The following is a 21,780-nucleotide window of genomic DNA, read 5'->3' on the forward strand; positions in this document are numbered from 1 at the left end:
ATAAGCCAAGTGGCTTATAACCAATAGTACACAAGGGAGTGTATATAAGGTGGTTCAATTATTTGTGAATAGAGTTACTCACAAATAAAAATTATTTAGTGCATTGCATCGTTATACTGCTTTGCCAAGCTTTGTTTTTGCCCTTCGGTTAGTGCTTTACCCGCTAATTGAAATACTTCGTGTTCCTCTTCACTTAAATGATGATGTACTAAATGGTGTAGCTTTTTAGCTGCAACTAACCATGCAGACGAGCTCATTTCGGTATCTTCAAGTTGTTCAATTAATTCATCAATTTCGTGATGTTCAGCTACGCTGTGGCGCGCTTTTTCATGAGTTAAGTCATCAAACATAAGTGGGTTGTAAAAGTAACGTTCTTCAAATTTTGCGTGTTGTTCTAGTTCTGTTTTTAGCTCGTCCATTAGCTCGTGGCGCTGCTCTGTGTCGCCGTGCGTTTGAATAAGCGCATCTACTAATTCTCGTTGTTTGTCATGGTCATGACGTAGTGCTTCAAAAATATTCATAACTAATCCTTTTACAATTTATTTGCTTATATCATTAACTAGCAAACTAAATGCCAAATATTAAGTTGATGTATTTTATTGCTTTTATTTTGATTTTTTATTTTTAGGCTGCTATCACTGTAAATTTTACAGTGATATGAATGCAATAATTTCAGGCTTTTACATAGTTCAATTATAGAAGTGAGTATAAATTCCTACAGAACCTTACAAATATTTACTGGTTGTTTATTTTATTGCAGTGATAAAGTAGCAACATTATTTAGGTACAATCTATATGTATTACTCCCACATATAATATCAATCGGTATAAATGCAGGTAGCACGTTAACTTAATAGGATAGTTTAAGGATGAACATAAAAAGCCCCATCGCCGCATTATTGCTGTGCGCTTTACTAAGTGCCTGTAGTACAGCCCCACGTTCTGACCCTAACTTATGCATTGAAGAGGCTGAAACGGTTGATCGAAATGGCGCTCAAACAAGCTCAGAAGTTTATAATCAATGCATTAGCGCACAAATTAAAAAGGATGAAAAAAATGACACTTTTTTTGATATTATCGGTACGTTCTTTTTTGAATTTTTTGTAATGGTGGTAGAAAGTAAATAGGCTAACTTACAGCTGTAATTTAAATTAAATAAGTTGCGTAAAAATAGGATTAGTTATGAAACAATTATTGATAGCAATTCCACTTTTTTTATTACTAAGCGCTTGTGCGGCGCAGCCTTACGCAGGCTCGGCAAAATGTATGGAACAAGCAGATATTGCATACGAAACCGATACACGTAAAAATGAGACATTAGATAATGAATGCAAAGCTGCAAAAGTAAATACGCCTAATAAAGAGCTTGAGAATCATGGCTTGGTTGATAGAAGCCTTTTGCAGCTAATCGTTAGCGTTTTAAATGGCGTATTTCAGTAATACAGCATTAATATGATTAAAGGTATGTATGAGGGAAGAACTAAGAGCAAAAATAATTACCGTGTGCGATAAAAAAATAGCAGCTAAAGGCGAAAATGTAGGGCTTTCTTTTTATGCATTTTTTGCTAATAAAAACGACGACCCAGAGCTACTTATGGAAGCTGCTACTTGGTGGATACACACCCATAAATTAGATCATTTTGTAAAAGCACATAAAATTAAACAAATGGTTTTAGACGGACTTTAGTCAAGTAAATGAGCCAATACTTTTAGCTGTGCTTATTTAATCAACAACGACTTGGTTTCTTCCGTTTTCTTTTGCTTTATAAAGTAATTTATCTGCATGCTTAATAAGAACATCTAGTGTGCTTTTTAAAGGGCCACTTACAGAGGCCCCTGCACTAAAGGTGATTTTTGTATCACTAGGAAAGTCTTCTATATTACTGCAATGCTCGGCGAAGCTAATGGCGAGTCGGTTAAATATATCGCGAATTATTCGTTCATCAACCGTATTTAGTGCAAATAACCATTCTTCGCCGCCGTAACGACCAAACTGATGATCATTACATAGTGTTTCTTTTGCAGCTTTTGTAAAGGCAATAAGAACTAAATCTCCAACATCGTGACCAAAATGGTCGTTAACTTTTTTAAAGTAGTCTAAGTCAACAATTGCTATCGTCATTTTACCTTCACCAAGCTTTGCTTCTGCTGCGCGCATTATTCCTCTGCGATTAGGGCAATTTGTTAGATAATCTGTTAGTGAAATATCGTGATATTTTTGACGTTGTCGAGCTTGCCGATAAAATAAAAATAATGAAGCAATCACTAAAATAAATGCAATAGCAGCGCTGAGTCGCCAAATTATTTTTTGTTGATATTCTTCTTTAGCTTGTAGCTCACTAATGTCTTTTGCGTACTCTAGTTGCTGTATTTTGTCTTCTTTTTCTTTTACTTCAAACTGTATCTGTAGTGTTTTTATATTATTTTCACTGGTTGCTTCGTAGTGCTTTTTTGTATAAAGGAGCTTTTTTTCAATTGCTTCAAAAGCCTCGTCAGTGTGGTTAAGGCGTCGTTTTAGCTCATAGCGTTTACTTAAAAAATCGGCTTTATAAATACTGCGGCTGAATTTATCTAATTTTAAAAACACCTCATCGTTTGCTTCATTTGCTTGATCAAGTAAATCTAGTTTTATATATATGTCAGCTAACAAAATGAGCGATGCGAGTTGCATGTCGTAAACACCTGCAGAACGAGCAAGCTCAATGTTTTCTTTAGTTAAAGTTAAAGCTTTATCGTAGTTTGCTTGTAAGTACTCAATATTTGCAATTGAGTACTGAGCAAAGGTTAAGCCTTTTTGCATATTAACTTTTTTAAAATAGAGCAATGCTTTATCTAGGTATATTAAGGCATCTTTAGGTTTTTCTACTTCAAGCAATACATTGCCTAAGCTCCAATATGCTTTTGCAGTAAAAAGCCCATCTTGTGTTTGCTCATATGCCGCAACCGCTTTTTTTGCATAATATACGGCTTTGTCTTTTTCGTTTAGATAATTATATGCATCGGCTATTTTTCTAAAAAAGTATCCTTGAGATGCTGAATCGTCATCTTTTAATGCTAATTCTAGCCCCTCTAGTGCAACATTTAGGGTCTTTTTCAATGAATCTGTATCGGTGTAATAGTAAGCAAGTGCTCGCAAAATAATGATTTTTTCTTTAGTTGAATGCTGTTGCAAGCTTTCTTCTAATTTTGTGGCTAGCGTTTGTGCTGGAGCTGGGTTTGGCTCCCTCGCTAGAGACTTGAGTTGTGATTCGAGAAATAATAAATATACACTTTTTTGATTTGGTAACTCTTTGTTCTTTAAGTAATAGGATAAGTGTGTGTTTAACGCTTCGTATTTTTCTTGTCTAAAAAGTAACTCCGCATACAAAGCGGCCGCTTCTAGATGAAGGTTTTCCCAATTTTGCTCTTTGCTTATTTTAAACGCTTGAGTGAGTTTGTCTTCATTTTGAAGATAGTCTAATTCATTCAGTTTTATGTTGTTGATCAGGACTTGAGTCGTGTCAAAGTCTAGCGCATGTAAAGTTGCACTTAATGAGTCGCCGTTAGCTGAGGCAAGCTTACTTAAAAGTAAAAATAAAAGGAGAACAATATACTTTGCCCATAAAGTATTACCTAAAACCTTTATTTGTGTATTGTTAGTCATGTTAATCCTTTGCTGACTTATTTTTATTAGGAAATACTTTTCTACATTGCTTAATAAACTTGGGATTGAACAGTTTTTTATACTCATTATTGAAAAAATAAGACCATAAACGATATCAATTTAATTAATAAAAACCAACACATTGTATAATATAGTCGTTGTAGCTATGTGTTTTTATTAAAAATCTGCGGCTACTTCAAACTCTAATCGCTTAAGCGTAATTGGGTGAGTAAATGCTAAGTATTCTGCATGTAAATGTAATCTATCGGCTTTTTGCCCGTAATGTGTGTCGCCTATAATTGGCATGTTTAAACCTAAACTGTGCGCACAATGGACTCTTAATTGATGAGTTCGCCCTGTTTTAGGGTATAACTGTAATCGGGTAATATTGTTGTTACGCTCTAAAACCTGCCAGGTAGTAAGTGATGGCTTACCATGTTTGTAACACACCATTTGGCGCGGTTTATCATCAAAGTCGAGCACTAAGGGTAAATCAATTACTCCGCTATCCTTAGCTACGTTACCATTAACTAATGCGACATAACGTTTATCTATGGTGCGTTCAATAAACTGCTTTTGCAGTGCTTTGTGCACGCGTTTATTAAGCGCAATCATCAATAACCCAGAAGTCGACATATCTAATCTGTGTACAATTAGCGGGCCTGATGCCTCTGGAAACTGCGTTTTGATTCGCATATAAACTGAGTCATCAATATTAACGCCAGGCACAGATAAAAACTCAGCGGGCTTATTTACCACAAGTAAGTCGTCATCTTTATAAACAATATTTAAATCTTTACCCTGAGCTGGGTTGATAAGTAGCGGGTTATCTTCAACATCTAAACCCTTTAGCATGTGCCCAAGTATTGGTTGGCATTTACTGTAACAAGAAGGGTAGTAGTTTTTATGCTGCCTGATTGCTGATTTAGGTGCTGCTCCCCACCAAAACTCAGCCATAGCAAGTGGTTTTAAGCCATGCTTATAGGCGTATTGTAATAATTTAGGCGCTGCACAATCGCCAGCACCCGAAGGAGGAGTGTGTTCAGGTAATGCTGCAAATATGGCATTTAAGTCTGTAGTTTCTCCATTTGCATTTAAAAATTGGTACTGCGCAAATAATTTTTTTTGTAAGTTTTTAGAAAGTGTTTTACGGCGCTTTTTTAAATGAGCAATTTCATCAGAAATATTGATGTGTGTTTGCTGCAGTGACTCGATTATATTTTGCCAATAGGATTTAAGTGCCAGCAGTTGCTTTTTTTCTACGATGCTTTGCCCTGCAAGCTTGTTTTTTAACTGCTCAAAATCACTTTCGCTAAGCTCTAATTCGCCTTCGGTACGTTGTATTTTTCGTTGCTGACGACCGGCTTGCATCACTGCCTGTTGGGCTAATAGTGCTTGCTGGTAGCTTTGTGTTGCATCATCAAGTTTGCTATTAACTTCATGCAGTTGTTCGCTATTTTCTAATTGCTCAATTTGAGCATTAATATCGTTAATTATTTTACTTTGAGTCAAATAGCTATCGTCTTGCAGCTGCATGCTAGAAACAGGCGGCACAAAGCTAATATTGGCTTTATCACCTTCAATTTGCCCCGAATAAGCACTTAAAAAGCCTAATTGTTGCTTAGCATTTTGCACCACTAAAACCCCAAACATTTTACCGGCATTTTCTGCTTTTAAATGCGTTAACGTTTCAAGTTGTTGCTGTAATTGTTTTGTGGCTGCTACAGCTAATGGTTGCGGCTCGTAATAAAAAGGGAAAGTAAACTTTTCAGGAAGCGCGAGAGAATCAATATTTTGAGAAAATAATGTAAAGCACGAAGCAGAATTTGACATAGAAGTAAGAGAAAAACATTCAGTAAAATAATTGAGCGCATAATAACATATTCATAGTTAAGCCACTAAAAATCTCGCACCCGCATATTCATAAACACTTTAAAGCGGACATTCATGTTTTATGTATCAGTATGAGGCGTAGCAAACCTAGAAGTATCGTTTGTTAGTAAAGTCTCGGTAGTAATATATCTATCATTATCAAAATATTTAGGCTTATCGATTCTCAATAATTGAGCGCATTTCGAAACGATGACTTACTTGATAGATTAGAGGCGAAAAATCAATTTACAGAATAACTGAATATTTAGGAGTTCTATATTATGAGTCAAAATATCGCAAGTTTTATCACTAAAACCCTCGAACAAGCTGGCATAAAACGTATTTGGGGAGTCACTGGCGATTCACTTAACGGCATTAGTGAAAGTCTGCGAAAAATGGGAACAATTGAATGGCTAGGAACGCGACATGAAGAAGTTGCCGCATTTGCAGCCGGTGGCGAAGCGCATTTATCAGGGGAGCTTGCAGTGTGTGCGGGTTCTTGCGGCCCAGGTAACCTTCATTTAATTAATGGCCTATTTGATTGTCAGCGTAATAATGTACCGGTATTAGCAATTGCCGCACATATTCCTTCATCTGAAATTGGCAGTAGTTATTTTCAAGAAACCCATCCGCAAGAATTATTCAAAGAATGCAGTGTGTATTGTGAAATGGTGTCGAGCCCCGAGCAAATGCCATACCTGCTAGAAACCGCAATGCGACAAGCAATATTAAACAAAGGCGTGAGTGTACTTGTGCTACCTGGCGACATTGCATTAAAAGATATGCCTAAAGCTATTAAGCCAAAATGGAACGTGCCAAAACCAGCAACGCATACTCCCGCTTTATCTGATATTGAAGCAATGGCGACTCACCTTAATAAAAGTAAAAAAGTAACCTTATTGTGCGGCGCTGGTTGTAAGGATGCCCACGACGAAATTGTTGCGCTAGCCGACAAATTACAAGCACCGATAGTGCATGCTATGCGTGGTAAAGAATTTATTGAGTACGATAACCCTTATGATGTTGGTATGACTGGATTTATTGGCTTTGCGTCGGGCTATCATGCAATGCAAGAAGCCGATACGTTACTTATGATTGGTACGAGCTTTCCTTATCGTGCTTTTTATCCTGAAAATACCACCATATTGCAAATCGATAATCAGCCAGCGTCACTCGGGCGACACGTGCAAATTGACTGTGGCGTATTGGGAGATACAAAAAATTCAGTGACCACACTGCTTGATTATATTAAAGGTGAGCGGAGCAGTTCGCACTTAGAAAAAAGTGTTAAAAACTACAAAGAGTCTCGACAAGATCTCGATGAACTAGCCAGTGGAAAAACCTCGCAAAATTTAATTCACCCGCAATACCTAACACGTTTACTCAACGAGCAAGCGGCTGACGATGCTGTTTTTACTTGTGATGTAGGTACGCCAACAGTGTGGGCTGCACGTTATTTGTCAATGAATGGAAAGCGCCGCTTAATTGGATCGTTTAATCATGGTTCTATGGCAAATGCCATGTCGCAGGCAATGGGGGTTCAATCTGTAGATAGAGACCGCCAAGTCATTGCAATGTGTGGTGATGGTGGCTTTTCGATGTTAATGGGCGACTTAATCTCGCTTAAACAGCTTAATTTACCAATAAAGATTGTTGTTTATAATAATCGCTCACTTAGTTTTGTGGCTATGGAAATGAAAGCCAGTGGGTTTTTATCAAGCGATACCGATTTAGAAAACCCAAGCTTTGCTAAAATTGCAGAGGCCTGTGGCTTAAAAGGGATTCATGTAAGCGACCCTGAAAAATTACCATCGGCAATGAACGAGATGATGAATCACTCAGGACCTGTTGTTTTAGAAGTCGATACAGCAAAACAAGAGCTTTCAATGCCGCCGCAAATCAAATTAGAGCAAGCAAAAGGCTTTAGTGTTTACACGATGAAAGCGCTGATAAATGGCAAAGGTAACGAGATTGTAGAGCTTGCCAAAACTAACTGGTCACGCTAGTTGAGTTACTTCCCTGTTGAGTATTTTGGCTCAATAGGGAAGTGTAAATTAGAAGTAGGATATGATTAAAATGGAAGGTTTTTTAGTATAGTGTTGGAATCACTACGATGCTTTTGAGCTCACTCAAGTGCGATGTAAAGAGCTAAAACACTTAGCATTGGCATCATTGCTACTTGGTAGTTGTTTTAGTTTAACGCTTCACTCGCTTTACTCAATCAAAGTAAAGCGAGCGCTCAGTATCACTTACAAACTCTTTTTAGGCGGTAGGGCGACGTTTGCAAATATTAGTCCTGCAACAAGCGACATAAATATTAAAAACGTTTGTTGGCCTATGTGTTCTGCGTATATAAAGTCTTGGCCTTCAATTAGTGAGTTTAAGCCAATATAGGTTTTGCTACCTGGTACTAATACAATTAAGCCTTGCATGGCCACAATAGAAGCTGGCGCATTAGCAACGCGGTTAAACAAGTTACTAAATATACCCACCGATAAAGCACCCACAAACGTACCTAACGTGTAATCAAGATACATAGCTGAGCCAATACTAGTGCCATACGCTATAAAGCCTGATGCAATAGACCAAACCGCATGCTTAAGTTTGGTTCTAAAAATCACGATTAAGCTGCTACAAAGTAAAAATATAGCCAGCCATGCGGTCCATTTTGGTAATGGCTCAGGTTGTACAAAGTCGGCTTGCCCAAAGAGTGCAAAGCCAATACCTATACCTATAAAACCACCAAAATACAGTTTAAACAACAGCATAAACGAGTCCATTACCCTTGCTGTGCCCGACACTAAATGCCGTGCTGCAAGCTCTGCTAAACCAAGCGCAAGTGCTAAACCGGGTATAAATACAATAATGGCCGAAAGTACTACCAAGCGTATATTTATTTCAGGCGTTATATACACGCTTACTGCACATGCAAGTACTGCTGATATTATGGCAACTAATGGCTCAAGCATGTGAGCTACGCGTTTTGAGCGACCAGACCAAAGCACAAACACATAAACGACTAAAGTAAGCAGCGATGACCAAATAACATCAGTCCAGCTAGTACCCATTAGCATAGCAAACGCACCGCCAGAAGTTGCAAAGGCAACGCCCGTTGTTAATTTATTATATGGGTTTGGCATCACAAAAATTGCGTCTAGCTGCGCATCAACTTCTTGTAAACTTAGCTTGTCGTCAAGCATTTGGTTTACAAGGTCGTCGGTGTCGGCAAGTGAGCCTAAATCGTGATCGCCAGGGTCTACACGTGCAACGTGGGTGTACTCATCTTCGTGGCCATCGGTCCAAATAACAAACGTTACAGAGGTTGGCGACATAACAAATGACGATTTAAGTCCTAAGTAAGTAGCCACTTCCATTAGGTGGGCTTCTAGGCGGTAGGCTGGGGTGCCATACTTGTGAAGCATTTTACCCAATTTAACGATAAATTTGCGTTTTTCTGTAAAGGTTGCAGTTTTCAAATCTTTTTGGACCAAATATTGCGATAACTAAGCTAAAAATATAGACAATACAGCTAAAACTGCCCACGTTTGATGGGCGCGATTTTAAACACTAATTGGTGTGTGTCTAGTCATTTTTAATCTAATTTTTTATTTTTTTCAGCTATCCATTGCGACATGTATTGAGTGCTGCGCATTGTATGATGTTTGAGCATTTGGCCTGTGAAGTTTTTTTCGCGATGAGCGTTTAAATCACTACTTATTGAATCGACTTTTTGAATTAAAGCTGCGCTCAATTGTGCTTTATCGTACAGCGTATTAAGGAGCGTGTTGCCATCTTGCTGCGCTTGTTCAAAGTCACTTTGATTGGTGTACATTTCAATGGCAGCATTGGCAAAGTCATCGGCGGTGTTGGCTATTTTACCCGGCCATGGTAAATCGTTATGCATGCCTTCTGCGCCAATATTGGTGGTAACGCTGGGTGTTTGCATAATCATGGCTTCAAGCAATTTACCTTTAATGCCTGCACCAAAACGCAGTGGTGCTAAACATACGCGTGCGCTTTGCATTACATCAAACGCATTATCGGCCCAACCTTTTATTAAAAACCCTGTTTTAGGGTTATTTAGTGCCGTGGCTTTTGGTGGTGGGTAAGAGCCATAAATATGTAGTTCTGCTTTTGGTAGTTGCTTGCGAATAAGTGGCCATATTTTTTGTAGGTAAAGTACAGCATCCCAGTTTGGCGCGTGTCTAAAGTTACCTATGGTCATAAAGTGCTGGCGCTGCTTAAACGTTTTTGTACTTGTAGGCAGTGAGCTTAAATCGACCATAAACGGTAAATGGTGTAATAAGCTTGGCTCTATTTTAAATACACTGTTTAGCAGGCTCATTTCATAACTTGAAATAATTAAGCTCAGGTCGCAGCGTAAAATAGCGGCAATTTCGCGTTTTGCTATGTCTGAGTGTAAATCGCTGGTTGTAAAGTCACGCTCACCTTTAAACGCTTCGTGGCGAGCATTACGTAGGCATTGTAAATCTTCGGTATCTAAAATTTTAATTGCGTGTGGGCAATGTTTATCGACGCGCCAGCCAAATTGTTCTTCCATCATAAAACGGTCAAACATGACTATATCTGGATTATAGGCTTTAACGTATTCGTCAAAGCTGTCGCAGTTTAATGCAATGCTTTGGCTGGTTATGCCGAAGTCGTCAAGGTTTACCATGTGATCTGTGCGCTGCGCGGGCGTTGCAAATTCAACGTCCCAGTTTTGCGCTCTAAATGCATTTAATAACGACATCATGTGCGTTCCCGCAGCAGACGAATTTGGCTCTGGCCATACGTAGCCAATTACCAGCACTTTTTTCATTGGCTAGAATCTCTAATTTGTAAGTTTACATTTACCAGTGTTTTTACTGGCGGGGCTGTATTTTGTAGTAGCTCTTGCAGTATTAAAAGGCACCGCTTGGCTATATCGGTTGTACTTATAGCCACGGTGGTTAAGTGATTATTTATAACCGCGCTATTAGGAATATGGTGGCAACTCACTACTTTAATACAGTGATGCGTTAATGAGTTAATAGCGGCAGTAACACCTTGAGCAATAATATCGTTTGAACACACCACTGCGTTTAATGTTGGGTTATGTTTATATGCTTCAATAAATGCATTTTTAGCGCTAAGGGCTGTGTTTACTGCGCAGTGAATGGGGGCTAATGGATTAATGCTGTGCTGCGCGCAAGCGGTATTAAAGCCACTTTGTAGTGCTTGTGAATCATTTAAAGTAAGTTCACTGCCTATAAATGCAATGTTTGTCACGCCTTGTGCGAGCAAATGCATACTGGCTACGTGGCTGGCTTTTTTATAGTCGGGTAATACACAAGGGGCTGCGCTAAAAGGCACTTCACTCATTACGGTAATTACTTTGTGTTGCGCGCTGAGCGTATCAAGCCATTTGGAGCAAGTATTAGCAACGGGGCAAATAATAAATGCAGCAGCGTTGTATTCTTTTAAGTTTTTAACTGCGTTTGCTTGTAGCTCAAGATTATTATTACTGCTTACAATCATGGCTTGTAGGCCACTTTCGTTTAACAAAAGTTGTAGGCTGGTAGCAAGTTGCGCCATAGTTGGGTTAGTTAAATCGTTTATTACTATGGCCACTAAATTTGAGCGCTTTGAGCGCATAGCAGCGGCATCACGATTATAAACGTAACCAAGCTCATCAATCGCTTTTAGTATTTTTTGTTTACTTTTATTGCCCACTTTATCGCTTTGGGTAAGTACCAAAGATACGGTTGATTTTGATACACCAGCACGCTCTGCAACATCAAAAATAGTGACTGATTTGGCTTTGTTATGCATTGTATTTTAAGTACCGCAGTGGTGAATAAATAGCGCTGTAGTTTAGCTTAATCAGCACTATTAAGTCATCTTTTAGAGGTGTTTAACTTACCTTAATACTTTATGAACAAAGCAAAACGTGTTTATATACGCCTATAAGAGTAAAAAATAACAAAAGGATAAAAACATGAGCGCTTTTAGGTTGTTAGTTGCCTTTATTTGTTGTGCGGCATTAGTACCAACAAGTTACGCCGAGCAGGGATATCAAACCCCATCACCTGAACTTGCAGCATTGGTTGACGCTAAGTTAGCACCCACTAGTTACTTATCGAGCGATGGTCAGTGGCTAGCGCTTTTTGAACGCAAACGTGTAGTAACCCTTGATGAACTTGCAAAAGAAGAGCTTAAGCTTGCTGGTATTAAGCTAAACCCCGCTAATTTTTCGCGCTCTCGTGTGAGTGCCAAATTTAGTGCCGTGGAGCTAAAGCATGTTCAAAGCGGATCAGTTATTAGCATTAACAACTTACCTAGTGGCATTATTCGCTCACCTAAATGGTCATCTAATAGTAAATATTTAGCCTTTATTGTTGAGCAACCAACCCAAGCCAATTTATGGCTTTACAGCGTTGAAACTAAACAAGCAAAAGAGTTAACTAGCGCTGCATTAAATTCGGTACTAACTGCATCACCATATAAATGGCTGCCAGATAGCAGCGCCATTGTTGCAAACCTCGCTGTTAACTTTGGCAAGCCAAGGCTTGAAAATAACAGCCAAAATGTAGTGCCTGTTATTCAACAAAGTACTGGCGAAAAAGCGCCTGCACGTACTTACCAAAATTTATTAACAAGCCCGTTTGATGAATCACAATTTAAATTTTACGGCCAAGGGCAATTGGCTTACGTAACGCTTGATGGTAATACTCAAGCAATAGGTAGCCCTTCTTTATTTAAATCATTTTCGGTATCACCTGATTCTACCAATATATTAGTCGCCGGTATTAATGAGCCGTTTTCGTATCAAGTGCCTTACAGCCGCTTTGCAAGCACGTGGCAAATATGGGGCATGCGCGGCTATGCATTAGCAGAGCTGGCAAAACAACCACTTGCCGATAACATTCCACAAGGTTATGACAGTGTACGCACAGGCCGCCGTAATTTTGAATGGCGAGCCGATCAGGGCGCTGAAGTTATTTGGGCCGAGGCGCAAGATGGCGGCGACATGAAAACTGACGTTGAGCATCATGATTATGTATACAGCTTGCGTGCACCATTTAAACGCGAGCCTAAATTATTTGCCAAAGTAGAACGCCGTTATGCAGGAATGGAGTGGGGCAACGAAAACGTAGCCATGCTGACAGACTGGCGCTTTAGCGATCGCCAAGTACGTACTTACATAGTACAGCCACGAAATGCCGACAGAAACCGCGTTTTGTTTTCAGAGCGTAGTTACAACGACGCGTATAAAGATCCAGGTAATGCAATTTACGAGCGCAACGATTTAGGCGCAAACGTGATTAAAATTGTAGGCGGGCGTTATATTTACCTGCGCGGTAATGGTGCTTCAGAGCAAGGTAATGTGCCGTTTTTAGATCAATACGATGTTAAAACAAATAGCAGCAAGCGTTTATGGCAATCAGAAGCGCCATACTACGAGCGTGTAAGCGCACTGCTTGACGACGAAGGTGAGCGATTTATTACTATTCGTGAATCTAAAACTGAGCAACCTAACTTTTTTATACGCAATTTAGATAACGACACGCTAACGCAATTAACGACATTTGAGCATCCGTATCCTGCATTTAAAGGCGTAACTAAAGAGCAATTACGTTATAAACGAGATGACGGTGTTGAGCTTTCGGGCACGCTTTATTTACCACCAGAGTACGATAAAACACAAGGCCCGTTACCTGTGCTTATGTGGGCTTACCCACTTGAATACAAAGATAAAGCCGTAGCATCACAAGTTCGTGAGTCGCCTTATGCATTTACCTACATCGGTTATTGGGGTCCTATGCCTTACCTTGCCAAAGGGATTGCCGTGTTTGACGACCCTAAAATGCCAATAGTGGGTATTGATGGCAGTGAGCCAAACGATAACTTTAGAAAGCAGCTAGTATCAAGCGCGCAAGCAGCTGTTGATGTATTGGTTAAAAAAGGTATTGCCGATAAAAACAAAATAGCCATAGCAGGGCACTCGTATGGTGCATTTATGGTTGCTAACTTATTGGCTCATAGCGATTTATTTAAAGCAGGTATTGCCCGCAGTGGCGCGTATAACCGCACATTAACGCCGTTTGGTTTTCAAGGAGAAGAGCGTGATTTTTGGCAAGCACAAAGTGTGTACGCTAATATGTCGCCATTTTTTCACGCTGAAAAAATTAACGAACCAATGCTAATGATCCACGGTCAGGAAGATCCTAATTCTGGCACTTTTCCAATGCAAAGTGAGCGCATGTACGCAGCCCTAAAAGGTTTAGGTAAAGATGCCCGCTTAGTAATGCTCCCATATGAAGCACATGGTTACCGTGCGCGTAAAAGCTTATTACACGTGTTGTGGGAACAAGAACAGTGGTTAGATAAGTATTTGTTAAATGATACAGCAAAGCCTGTCGAGGTCATTACTGAACCAATGGTAAGTACTGGGCAATAGATGCTTTTTACATATGGGGTGGGGTGCAAGAAGATCCACCCTCAATCTCACGGCACTTTCCCAATGCAAAGTGAGCGCATGTACGCAGCCCTAAAAGGTTTAGGTAAAGATGCTCGCTTAGTGATGCTCCCTTACGAAGCACATGGTTACCGCGCGCGTAAAAGCTTACTACATGTATTGTGGGAACAAGAACAATGGTTAGATAAGTATTTGTTAAATGATACAGCAGAGCCAGTAGAGGTTATTACTGAACCCGTGGTAAGTGCTGGGCAATAGTAATAAACATGAGTAAGCAACAGCGCGGCTACTTATAGCCGCGTTTTTGCTTTTAATATGAGAGTAAATTAATGATTGATGTAGCAGCACTTGCGGTTTTTATTCCTACGTTCTTTTTTGTGTCTATAACGCCTGGTATGTGTATGACCCTTGCCATGACACTCGGTATGAGCATTGGCGTGCGCCGCACATTATGGATGATGATAGGTGAGCTGTTAGGCGTAGCAACCGTTGCGATAGCTGCGGTATTAGGCGTTGCAAGCGTAATGCTAAATTACCCAGATGCGTTCGCTATTTTAAAATGGGTTGGCGGTGCGTACTTAATTTATATTGGCTTTAATATGTGGCGAGCCAAAGGAAAAATCTCAGTTGATACCTCAAAACAAAGTGACGTAAGTCGGAAGTCGTTATTTACCCAAGGTTTTGTAACCGCAATTGCTAACCCTAAAGGGTGGGCGTTTATGATCTCACTATTACCGCCCTTTATAAGTGTTGAGCATGCAGTAGCCCCTCAGCTTTTAGTATTGCTTGGCGTTATAATGACCACCGAGTTTTTAAGCATGTTGGCTTATGCAACAGGCGGTAAAAGCTTACGTTTATTTTTAGCCCGTGGCGATAATATAAAATGGATGAACCGTATTGCTGGTAGCTTAATGGGATTAGTTGGAATTTGGCTTATTTTTGGTTAGCTTAAAAAGTAGTTGATATTATCAATTAATTTGCTATAGTTGATTTTGTCATCTATTTAACGCTTAAGGCATGCCCAAAAATGAGTACACCCGTATCAGTAAATCCACTAATGGTTGAGCCTAAAAAAACACCTGTAATTTATAAAATACTGGTTATGGTAAGTATTATTACCTTAATCGGCGGTACTCTAACTGGCATTATGACTTATGTGAATGTGGGTGTTACAGAACATTTTTATGCAGACTGGTTTACCTCGTTTATAAGTGCGGTATTGGTTATGGCGCCTGTTGGTTTTGTAATGATGACCTTAATGCATAAGCTAGTTAATAAGTTATTACTTAGGGCGTATTGACCTTTGGTGGTTGAATTTGCAGCAGTGTGTTTGGTTTTTAGGCAAGGCAGAGCCTATGTAGTGTGGTTATTCCCCATAAATAGGCGATAACGCAGCATAAATAGCAAACATGCGCTGCCCTTTGGGTTCTTTCTAGGGACGATTAACTCTTTGTTGCTCGGTTTTTACTTAGCCCACTAGGTTACAAACCTCGCGCCGTGATTTAATCGCCCCTAGATTGAACAAATTTCAATCCACAAAGATAAACACGCCCTAGTAGCGAGCTAAAACGTAATTTAGTTATTAGTTATTAGTGTTTTTATGGCGCTGATCATGGCGTTTGTTACCGCTACTAACAATATTGGCTATGCAGATATGCGTGTATTTGTAACTGGATGGGCTGAAGGGTTATTAGCCGCATTACCAATAGGTTTAACTATAATGCTGATAATGTCGGTTACGGTAAAACCTAAAATAGAACGCTTTTTAAAGAGCTAACACTTTGATCGTTAACGTATTAAAGCAAATAATTTAATACGTTTATAGTGGGCAGATGCATGAAGTAATTAGTTACTTAATTGAGTTTTCTACCGGGCAGCCTTGTTTACGGCATAGACCTTCGTTACATAATTTGCATATTTTACGTGCTTCTACCTGCTCGCTTGTTAGGCTGCCAAGTGCTATTTCTATCAAACTTAAAAAGCTTTGTTTTTGTTCATCATTAAAGTTGTTTAGTATTTTAGAGGTGGCTGTTTCTCTGCTGCTTAGTACTAGTTCAACTCTTTGGCTGCCTTTATCCGTTACGCATAAAACAACAGAGCGGGCATCTTTTACTGACTTTCGCCTTTCTACAAGTTCTTCTTTTTCAAGTGTATTTATTAATCTAACTGCACCAGAATGCGTTAAGCCTAAAACCTTGCTTAGTACATCAATGGTTTCATTCGGATGATTGTAAATAGTGACCAGTGCCGCTTCGTGGCTTAGGCTTCGCCCGCCTAATTCAGCAATCTGTTTTTCAATGTCATTAGAAACAGAAGTAGCAAACGTGCCGATTAAATTTGATATGTATTTTTCATTTTTCATAAATTAATTATATGTGATTCGATCATATAAATATAGTGACAAATTAAGCGCGCTCACTTATTGTATGACTCAGTCATGTATATTAACTCGAAATTAGTTAATCTACTTCGAATATTACACAAATTAGATGAGCGAGGATTTACCGCCAGCTCATCAGTTAAATAAAGCGATATAATTAAATGAAAAATGATTCAGAAACATTACGTTATACAAAAAAGTTTAAAACTGTATTAGATAAAAAAATGGCCTACATAGATGAAGGCGAAGGTGATCCTATTGTGTTTTTACATGGTAACCCTACATCTAGCTTCCTTTGGCGAAACGTTATGCCCTATTTGCAAGGAAAAGGGCGTTTAATTGCTATCGATATGATTGGATTAGGAGATTCACAAAAGTTAGATAACACCCATGAGGGCAGCTACTCACTTGCTGAAAACAGCAAATACACATTTGCACTTTTAGAAGCGTTGGGTGTAAATAATAACGTTACCTTGGTGCTGCACGATTGGGGTTCAGGCGTTGGTTTTAACTGGGCTAATACACATCGTGATGCAGTAAAAGCAATTGCGTTTATGGAAGCAATTGTTACTGACTTTCCGACATGGGACGATTTTCCTAAAGATTTGCACGGACCCATTGGCACTATGCGCTCTGCTGAGGGTGAAAAAATGGTGCTTAATGACAACTTTTTTATTGAAACAATATTACCAGCGACCATTGCACGCAAATTAACGCAGGCAGAGCATGATGAGTATCGCAGACCCTTTATAAATGCAGGAGAAGATCGCCGTGCAATTTTAGCAGGGCCTCGCCAACTGCCCATTGCTGGAGAGCCTGCCGATACCGTGGCTTTAGTTAAAAGCTATGCGAGTTTTTTAGCTAACTCTCACGATATTCCAAAGCTATTTATTAATGCTGAACCGGGTGCTTTTTTAGTTGGTTACGCAAGAGACTTTGTGCGTACATGGCCAAATTTAACTGAGGTAACCGTAAGCGGTATTCACTATATTCAAGAAGATTCACCGCACGAAATAGGTAAAGCTATTTCAGATTGGTTACCAAGATAAAAACGGGATGTATTAGTAAACCTGAACTTTGGATAATTAATCTATCTCAAGCCGTTATTTTCAGCGTTAACTACCATATATAGATGACGCTTTTATACAACTAAAAGCGTCACCCATTAACTATTTAAGTAAAAATGGTGCGGTTTTACTCGCCTTTACGCTTGCCACTTTTTCGGGTGAACCTTGCGCTACAATTAAGCCGCCTTCTTCACCAGCACCGGGTCCTACATCAATTACCCAGTCACTATTTCGGGCTACTTGCATATCGTGTTCAACCATAATAACGGTATTGCCAGCATCTACTAATTTATTTAACTGCGACATTAGCATTGATACATCCGATGGATGCAGGCCTGTAGTTGGCTCATCAAGAACATAAAGCGTGTTACCGCGCTGCGCACGTTGCAGCTCGGTTGCTAATTTAATACGCTGCGCTTCACCGCCAGAAAGCTCAGTTGCAGGTTGTCCTAAACGCAAATACCCAAGACCTACTTGCATAAGTGCATCGAGCGCTCTTAGTATTGCAGGTTCGTTTTCAAAAAAGGTATGCGCCGCTTCAACCGTTAAATTGAGGATATCGCTTATGTTTTTATCACGATATGTAACCTCAAGTGTTTGCTCGTTATAACGTTTGCCATGACACACTTGGCAAGGTGAATAAACGCTTGGTAAAAACAGTAGCTCTATACTTACAAAGCCAACGCCTTCACAGTTTTTACAGCGACCCTTAGCAACATTAAACGAAAAGCGACCGGCATCATAACGGCGCTCTTTCGCTTTTTGAGTTGAAGCAAATAGTTTACGCACGTGATCAAACAAACCCGTATAGGTAGCTAAGTTTGAACGAGGGGTACGGCCAATCGCTTTTTGATTGACGGTAATCAGGCGGCTTATATTATTTATACCTTCAATGATTTTTCCGCTGGTGTGTGTTTGCAGCTCTTGTTCGAGTAAGTCGGCTTCGTCGGTTGGCGCTTCCGGTATTACTTTTTGCCCAAGCGCTTCGTAAACAAGCTCTACTAACGCTTGGCTTACTAGGCTTGATTTACCTGAGCCCGAAACCCCAGTAACGGTTGTCATAACACCTAGTGGAAATTCTGCATTGAGCTTTTTAAGATTATTACGCTCAATATCAGCCAATTTTAACCATGCATTAGGCTGCCTTTGATCCTTTTTTTGTGCGCTATTTTGAGTAGACTCTTGAGTAGTGTTTTTAGCAAAAAGGTGACGACCGGTGTGCGAGTCTTTTATTTTTTTTAACCCTTCAACAGGGCCGCTGTAAATAATCTCGCCACCATGCACACCTGCATCAGGGCCTACATCAACAATCCAATCAGCATGTTTAACAACGCTAATGTCGTGTTCAACAACAAATACAGAATTGCCAGCCGCTATTAGCTCATCAAGCGCTTTTAAAAGTGCTTGTGTGTCTGCAGGGTGTAAACCCGCTGAAGGTTCATCTAGCACGTAAACTACCCCAAATAATTTAGAGCGAATTTGTGTGGCAAGTCGCAACCGTTGTAGCTCTCCAGGTGAGAGCGTTGGCGTTGTGCGCTCAAGCGACAAGTACCCTAAACCAAGCATGGTTAGTGCTTCAATACGGGTGAGAATATCGCTGGCAATGCGCTGCGTAACAATGGCTTGCTCTGGGTTTTTTGTATTTTTATTTACTTTGGTATTGGCGGCGTTACTTAGTTTTTTAGCAAGCTCGTTTAATGTAAGTTGAGATAGCTCGCCAATATCGAGCCCTGCAAATTTAACACTTAACGATGCTTGTTTTAATTTTTTACCTTGGCAAGTAGGGCACTGCGATATTTGCATAAACTGCGATACGCGCTTTTTTGTACGCGGGCTTTGTGTGGTAGCAAAAGACTGTAAAACAAAGCGTTTAGCGCTTGAAAAAGTTCCCATGTAGCTTGGATCTTCGCTATTTTTTATCGCATTTTGTGTTTGCTCATAGGTGTAATCTGGATATACAGGCACAGTAGGTGTTTCGTCGGTAAATAAAATCCAATCGCGTGCTTTTTTAGAAAGTTTGTTCCAAGGCGTGTCTATGTCATAACCAAGGGAAGTAAGAATTCGGCTTAAATTTTTACCTTGCCATGCTGGTGGCCACGCTTGAATAGCGCGCTGGCGAATAGTTTTTGTATCATCTGGCACAAGTAGCTTTTCGGTTACTTCAAACACTCGGCCTATTCCTGAGCATTCTGGGCACGCACCTTGTGGCGTATTTGGCGAAAACGCATCGGCATACAGAATACTCTGCCCAGCTGGGTAATCGCCAGCACGAGAGTAAAGCATGCGTAGCGCGTTAGAAATAGTTGTTATGCTACCAACTGATGAGCGAACCGACGGTGCCCCTCGTTGCTGCTGCAAAGCAACGGCAGGCGGTAGCCCTTCAATAGAGTCAACATCGGGCTCATCAACTTGATCTATTAACCTACGTGCGTATGGCGATACCGAATCAAGGTAACGGTGCTGCGACTCAGCAAACAGCGTTCCAAACGCAAGCGACGATTTTCCTGAGCCCGATATTCCGGTAAAAACAACCAATGCGTTACGAGGTAAATCAACGTCTACATTTTTTAAGTTGTGAACGCGCGCCCCTCTTACTTGAATGCTGTTACTGGGATCAGATAAATCCATTGTTGAGTTTTTATGTGTGCTTGCCATACGTTTATACTCCTGTTTAATCGCGCTTTTACTTTAAGTTAGCTTTAATTATTTACTCTTATCACTCGTTATTATCCCAAAGTAGCGCAAGCACACTGAATGAGCGCTTAGTCTGTAGTGGCGCAGCCAAAGCGCTGGATAAAATGGCGATGATTGTTTGTTTACATAATAGGTATGGAATGCGAATATAATTTAAACAGTTATTGTTATGTTATTTGTTACTTAATTTATTAGGTAATTTACTAGGTATTTTACTAGGTAATTAAAAGGAACTAACAGTGAATAAAGCCTTAGTGATCATTTTATTGGTGCTTTCGTGGGCAACCCAAGCCGACTCTATCAAAGCGCTAAATGTTGACCGTGCAGTACCAAATAGCATGCACTTATCGTTTGCAAACGATAGCAACATAACCCCTAAAAAAGGGGATTTTAAAATCGTTAATTATGTATTAATGAGCAATGAAGAGGGCGAACGCTGGGCTGTTATAACGCTAACTAACTTATCGTCGGGCAATCGAGAATTAGGCGAGGAGCACTTACTTGCACTTTTTGCTGACGGCAGCCGATTCATGCCAATGGAATTTAAACTCGGTTTTAAAGGCAACGAAACACAATCGGTAACTGTATCGTTTGCCGATTATAAGTTCCCTATTTTAAGTGTGTATTCGAGTAACGATTTGTAACTAATAACGATGCGATAATATTAAATTAGGGATATTTCTAAAATTAAGGATTTTTATGAAGTTTGAAGATGCGCAACAAAATATGAACCTCGCATACTTCGGTGGTGGAACCGGTGTATTAGTGTCTGGCTTGGTTTGGTGTATAGCTGGCTTTGTCGCATTACTGCATTCAAATCAATCGAGTATGCTTACTTTGTTTTGTGGTGGTATGTTTATACATCCTTTAGCCATGCTACTTTCAAAAGCGCTTAAACGCTCTGGCAATCATGACCCTAAAAACCCATTAGGTAAATTGGCCTTAGAAAGCACTATTATTTTATTTGTTGGTTTGTTTTTAGCGTTTTATGTAGCAAAACTTCAAGCTGAATGGTTTTATTCAATAATGCTGATGATAATTGGTGTTCGCTATTTAGTTTTCAACACTTTATATGGCATGAAAGTGTACTGGATTTTAGGTGCTTCGCTTATGTTTTCTGGCATGTTGTGTATTGTATTAAATGCCAATTTTGTAATCGGCGCTTTTATTGGCGGGATAACCGAAATAGTATTTTCGCTAGTAATATTTGCCCAATCGAAAGGTATGGTTTTAAAAACAGAATAACCAGCTTCAATAATAGCAAAATAGTGTGCTGTTGGAGTTACTCTTCAGCTTGATAATATAGCAAAGACTTTTAAAGTATTGAGTATCTGCAAATTGCATGTATTCATTAGTCGGCTTAGAGCGATCAGCAGACATTCAGGTGAGTCGTCCTCAACTTAGTAGGATTAGCAGTAAACTTTCCTCTTTTTTGCATGTTTAAATAAGTTACATTAAGCATAATATTTATAGTTGGCAATAGTTTACGCTATTTGCTATTAATATAAGTTCATAAAACAAGGACGTTTTCACGCTAAAATAGGGAAAGTGTCCTCTTATAAAGATGTTGAACTAAGCCGCTACGCGGAGATCCTATTCTGACCATTTGAGCCACACTTACCTTGGGGTTATCCCATATTTGGAGGTAAGTAATGAATACACT

The 21,780-nt window shown here is 39.7% G+C and carries 19 protein-coding genes and 1 pseudogene; 12 read left to right on the top strand and 8 right to left on the bottom strand.

Going from position 1 to position 21,780, the window contains the following annotated elements:
• Positions 1-95 precede the first annotated feature (95 nt).
• Positions 96-521 (bottom strand): hemerythrin domain-containing protein, encoded by a 426-nt coding sequence (locus I6E72_RS16500; RefSeq protein WP_010553639.1) that lies wholly within the window; start codon positions 519-521, stop codon positions 96-98.
• A gap of 348 nt (positions 522-869) precedes the next feature.
• Between I6E72_RS16500 and I6E72_RS16505 the strand changes: the two genes are divergently transcribed.
• Genes I6E72_RS16505 through I6E72_RS16515 form a run of 3 tightly spaced genes read left to right on the top strand, consistent with a single transcriptional unit; the run spans position 870 to position 1,687 of the window.
• Complete coding sequence (locus I6E72_RS16505) at positions 870-1,127, top strand: hypothetical protein (protein ID WP_165725043.1); 258 nt, start codon at positions 870-872, stop codon at positions 1,125-1,127.
• 55 nt (positions 1,128-1,182) lie between these two features.
• Complete coding sequence (locus I6E72_RS16510; RefSeq protein ID WP_008165783.1) at positions 1,183-1,440, top strand: hypothetical protein; 258 nt, start codon at positions 1,183-1,185, stop codon at positions 1,438-1,440.
• A 28-nt stretch (positions 1,441-1,468) separates the two neighbouring features.
• Entirely contained in the window at positions 1,469-1,687 is a 219-nt protein-coding gene (locus tag I6E72_RS16515) for a DUF6500 family protein (protein ID WP_007377212.1), read from the top strand.
• Positions 1,688-1,723: 36 nt separating this feature from the next.
• Here I6E72_RS16515 and I6E72_RS16520 read toward each other — a convergent pair whose 3' ends face one another.
• Positions 1,724-3,643, bottom strand: a complete 1,920-nt coding sequence (locus I6E72_RS16520; RefSeq protein WP_197113203.1) for a tetratricopeptide repeat-containing diguanylate cyclase — start codon at positions 3,641-3,643, stop codon at positions 1,724-1,726.
• A gap of 177 nt (positions 3,644-3,820) precedes the next feature.
• Complete coding sequence (locus I6E72_RS16525; protein ID WP_197113206.1) at positions 3,821-5,476, bottom strand: RluA family pseudouridine synthase; 1,656 nt, start codon at positions 5,474-5,476, stop codon at positions 3,821-3,823.
• Between the two features lie 320 nt (positions 5,477-5,796).
• Here I6E72_RS16525 and poxB point away from each other — a divergent pair, with 320 nt between their 5' ends.
• Positions 5,797-7,521, top strand: coding sequence for a ubiquinone-dependent pyruvate dehydrogenase (gene poxB, locus I6E72_RS16530; RefSeq protein WP_197113208.1), 1,725 nt, complete (start codon positions 5,797-5,799; stop codon positions 7,519-7,521).
• A 243-nt stretch (positions 7,522-7,764) separates the two neighbouring features.
• Here poxB and I6E72_RS16535 read toward each other — a convergent pair whose 3' ends face one another.
• The 3 genes from I6E72_RS16535 to I6E72_RS16545 form a co-directional block, all read right to left on the bottom strand.
• Positions 7,765-8,991, bottom strand: a complete 1,227-nt coding sequence (locus I6E72_RS16535) for a threonine/serine ThrE exporter family protein (RefSeq protein ID WP_076924234.1) — start codon at positions 8,989-8,991, stop codon at positions 7,765-7,767.
• Between the two features lie 116 nt (positions 8,992-9,107).
• Complete coding sequence (locus I6E72_RS16540) at positions 9,108-10,337, bottom strand: glycosyltransferase family 4 protein (protein ID WP_197113212.1); 1,230 nt, start codon at positions 10,335-10,337, stop codon at positions 9,108-9,110.
• Complete coding sequence (locus I6E72_RS16545; RefSeq protein ID WP_165721677.1) at positions 10,334-11,329, bottom strand: LacI family DNA-binding transcriptional regulator; 996 nt, start codon at positions 11,327-11,329, stop codon at positions 10,334-10,336. The genes I6E72_RS16540 and I6E72_RS16545 overlap by 4 nt, the downstream gene beginning before the upstream one ends.
• A 166-nt stretch (positions 11,330-11,495) precedes the next feature.
• Here I6E72_RS16545 and I6E72_RS16550 point away from each other — a divergent pair, with 166 nt between their 5' ends.
• The 5 genes and pseudogenes from I6E72_RS16550 (at position 11,496) to I6E72_RS16570 (ending at position 15,753) form a co-directional block, all read left to right on the top strand.
• Entirely contained in the window at positions 11,496-13,958 is a 2,463-nt protein-coding gene (locus I6E72_RS16550; RefSeq protein ID WP_197113215.1) for a S9 family peptidase, read from the top strand.
• A gap of 48 nt (positions 13,959-14,006) precedes the next feature.
• Positions 14,007-14,234: pseudogene (locus tag I6E72_RS16555) on the top strand (alpha/beta hydrolase family protein); the annotation flags it as partial.
• A 71-nt stretch (positions 14,235-14,305) separates the two neighbouring features.
• Positions 14,306-14,923, top strand: a complete 618-nt coding sequence (locus I6E72_RS16560) for a LysE family translocator (protein ID WP_197113218.1) — start codon at positions 14,306-14,308, stop codon at positions 14,921-14,923.
• Between the two features lie 80 nt (positions 14,924-15,003).
• Entirely contained in the window at positions 15,004-15,276 is a 273-nt protein-coding gene (locus tag I6E72_RS16565; protein ID WP_231620581.1) for a DUF2798 domain-containing protein, read from the top strand.
• 288 nt (positions 15,277-15,564) lie between these two features.
• Positions 15,565-15,753, top strand: a complete 189-nt coding sequence (locus tag I6E72_RS16570; protein WP_442960308.1) for a DUF2798 domain-containing protein — start codon at positions 15,565-15,567, stop codon at positions 15,751-15,753.
• 72 nt (positions 15,754-15,825) lie between these two features.
• On the opposite strand, the gene I6E72_RS16575 is transcribed toward I6E72_RS16570, so the two are convergent.
• Positions 15,826-16,338, bottom strand: a complete 513-nt coding sequence (locus I6E72_RS16575) for a MarR family winged helix-turn-helix transcriptional regulator (protein ID WP_197113221.1) — start codon at positions 16,336-16,338, stop codon at positions 15,826-15,828.
• A 179-nt stretch (positions 16,339-16,517) separates the two neighbouring features.
• On the opposite strand from I6E72_RS16575, the gene I6E72_RS16580 reads away from it, so the two are divergent.
• The gene (locus I6E72_RS16580; protein WP_197113224.1) at positions 16,518-17,405 is read left to right on the top strand and encodes a haloalkane dehalogenase; all 888 of its coding nucleotides are present in this window, start codon (positions 16,518-16,520) and stop codon (positions 17,403-17,405) included.
• A 120-nt stretch (positions 17,406-17,525) separates the two neighbouring features.
• Here the strand turns inward: I6E72_RS16580 and uvrA are convergent, their stop codons facing one another.
• Entirely contained in the window at positions 17,526-20,078 is a 2,553-nt protein-coding gene (gene uvrA, locus I6E72_RS16585; protein ID WP_197113227.1) for an excinuclease ABC subunit UvrA, read from the bottom strand.
• A 278-nt stretch (positions 20,079-20,356) separates the two neighbouring features.
• Here uvrA and I6E72_RS16590 point away from each other — a divergent pair, with 278 nt between their 5' ends.
• Positions 20,357-20,761 carry a hypothetical protein gene (locus tag I6E72_RS16590; protein WP_007375644.1) on the top strand — a complete coding sequence of 135 codons (405 nt, stop codon included), beginning with the start codon at positions 20,357-20,359 and terminating at the stop codon, positions 20,759-20,761.
• 55 nt (positions 20,762-20,816) lie between these two features.
• Positions 20,817-21,362, top strand: coding sequence for a DUF7010 family protein (locus I6E72_RS16595; RefSeq protein WP_197113230.1), 546 nt, complete (start codon positions 20,817-20,819; stop codon positions 21,360-21,362).
• Positions 21,363-21,780 lie beyond the last annotated feature (418 nt).

Source organism: Pseudoalteromonas sp. NSLLW24, from assembly GCF_015864725.1.
Taxonomy (GTDB): Bacteria; Pseudomonadota; Gammaproteobacteria; order Enterobacterales; family Alteromonadaceae; genus Pseudoalteromonas; species Pseudoalteromonas arctica.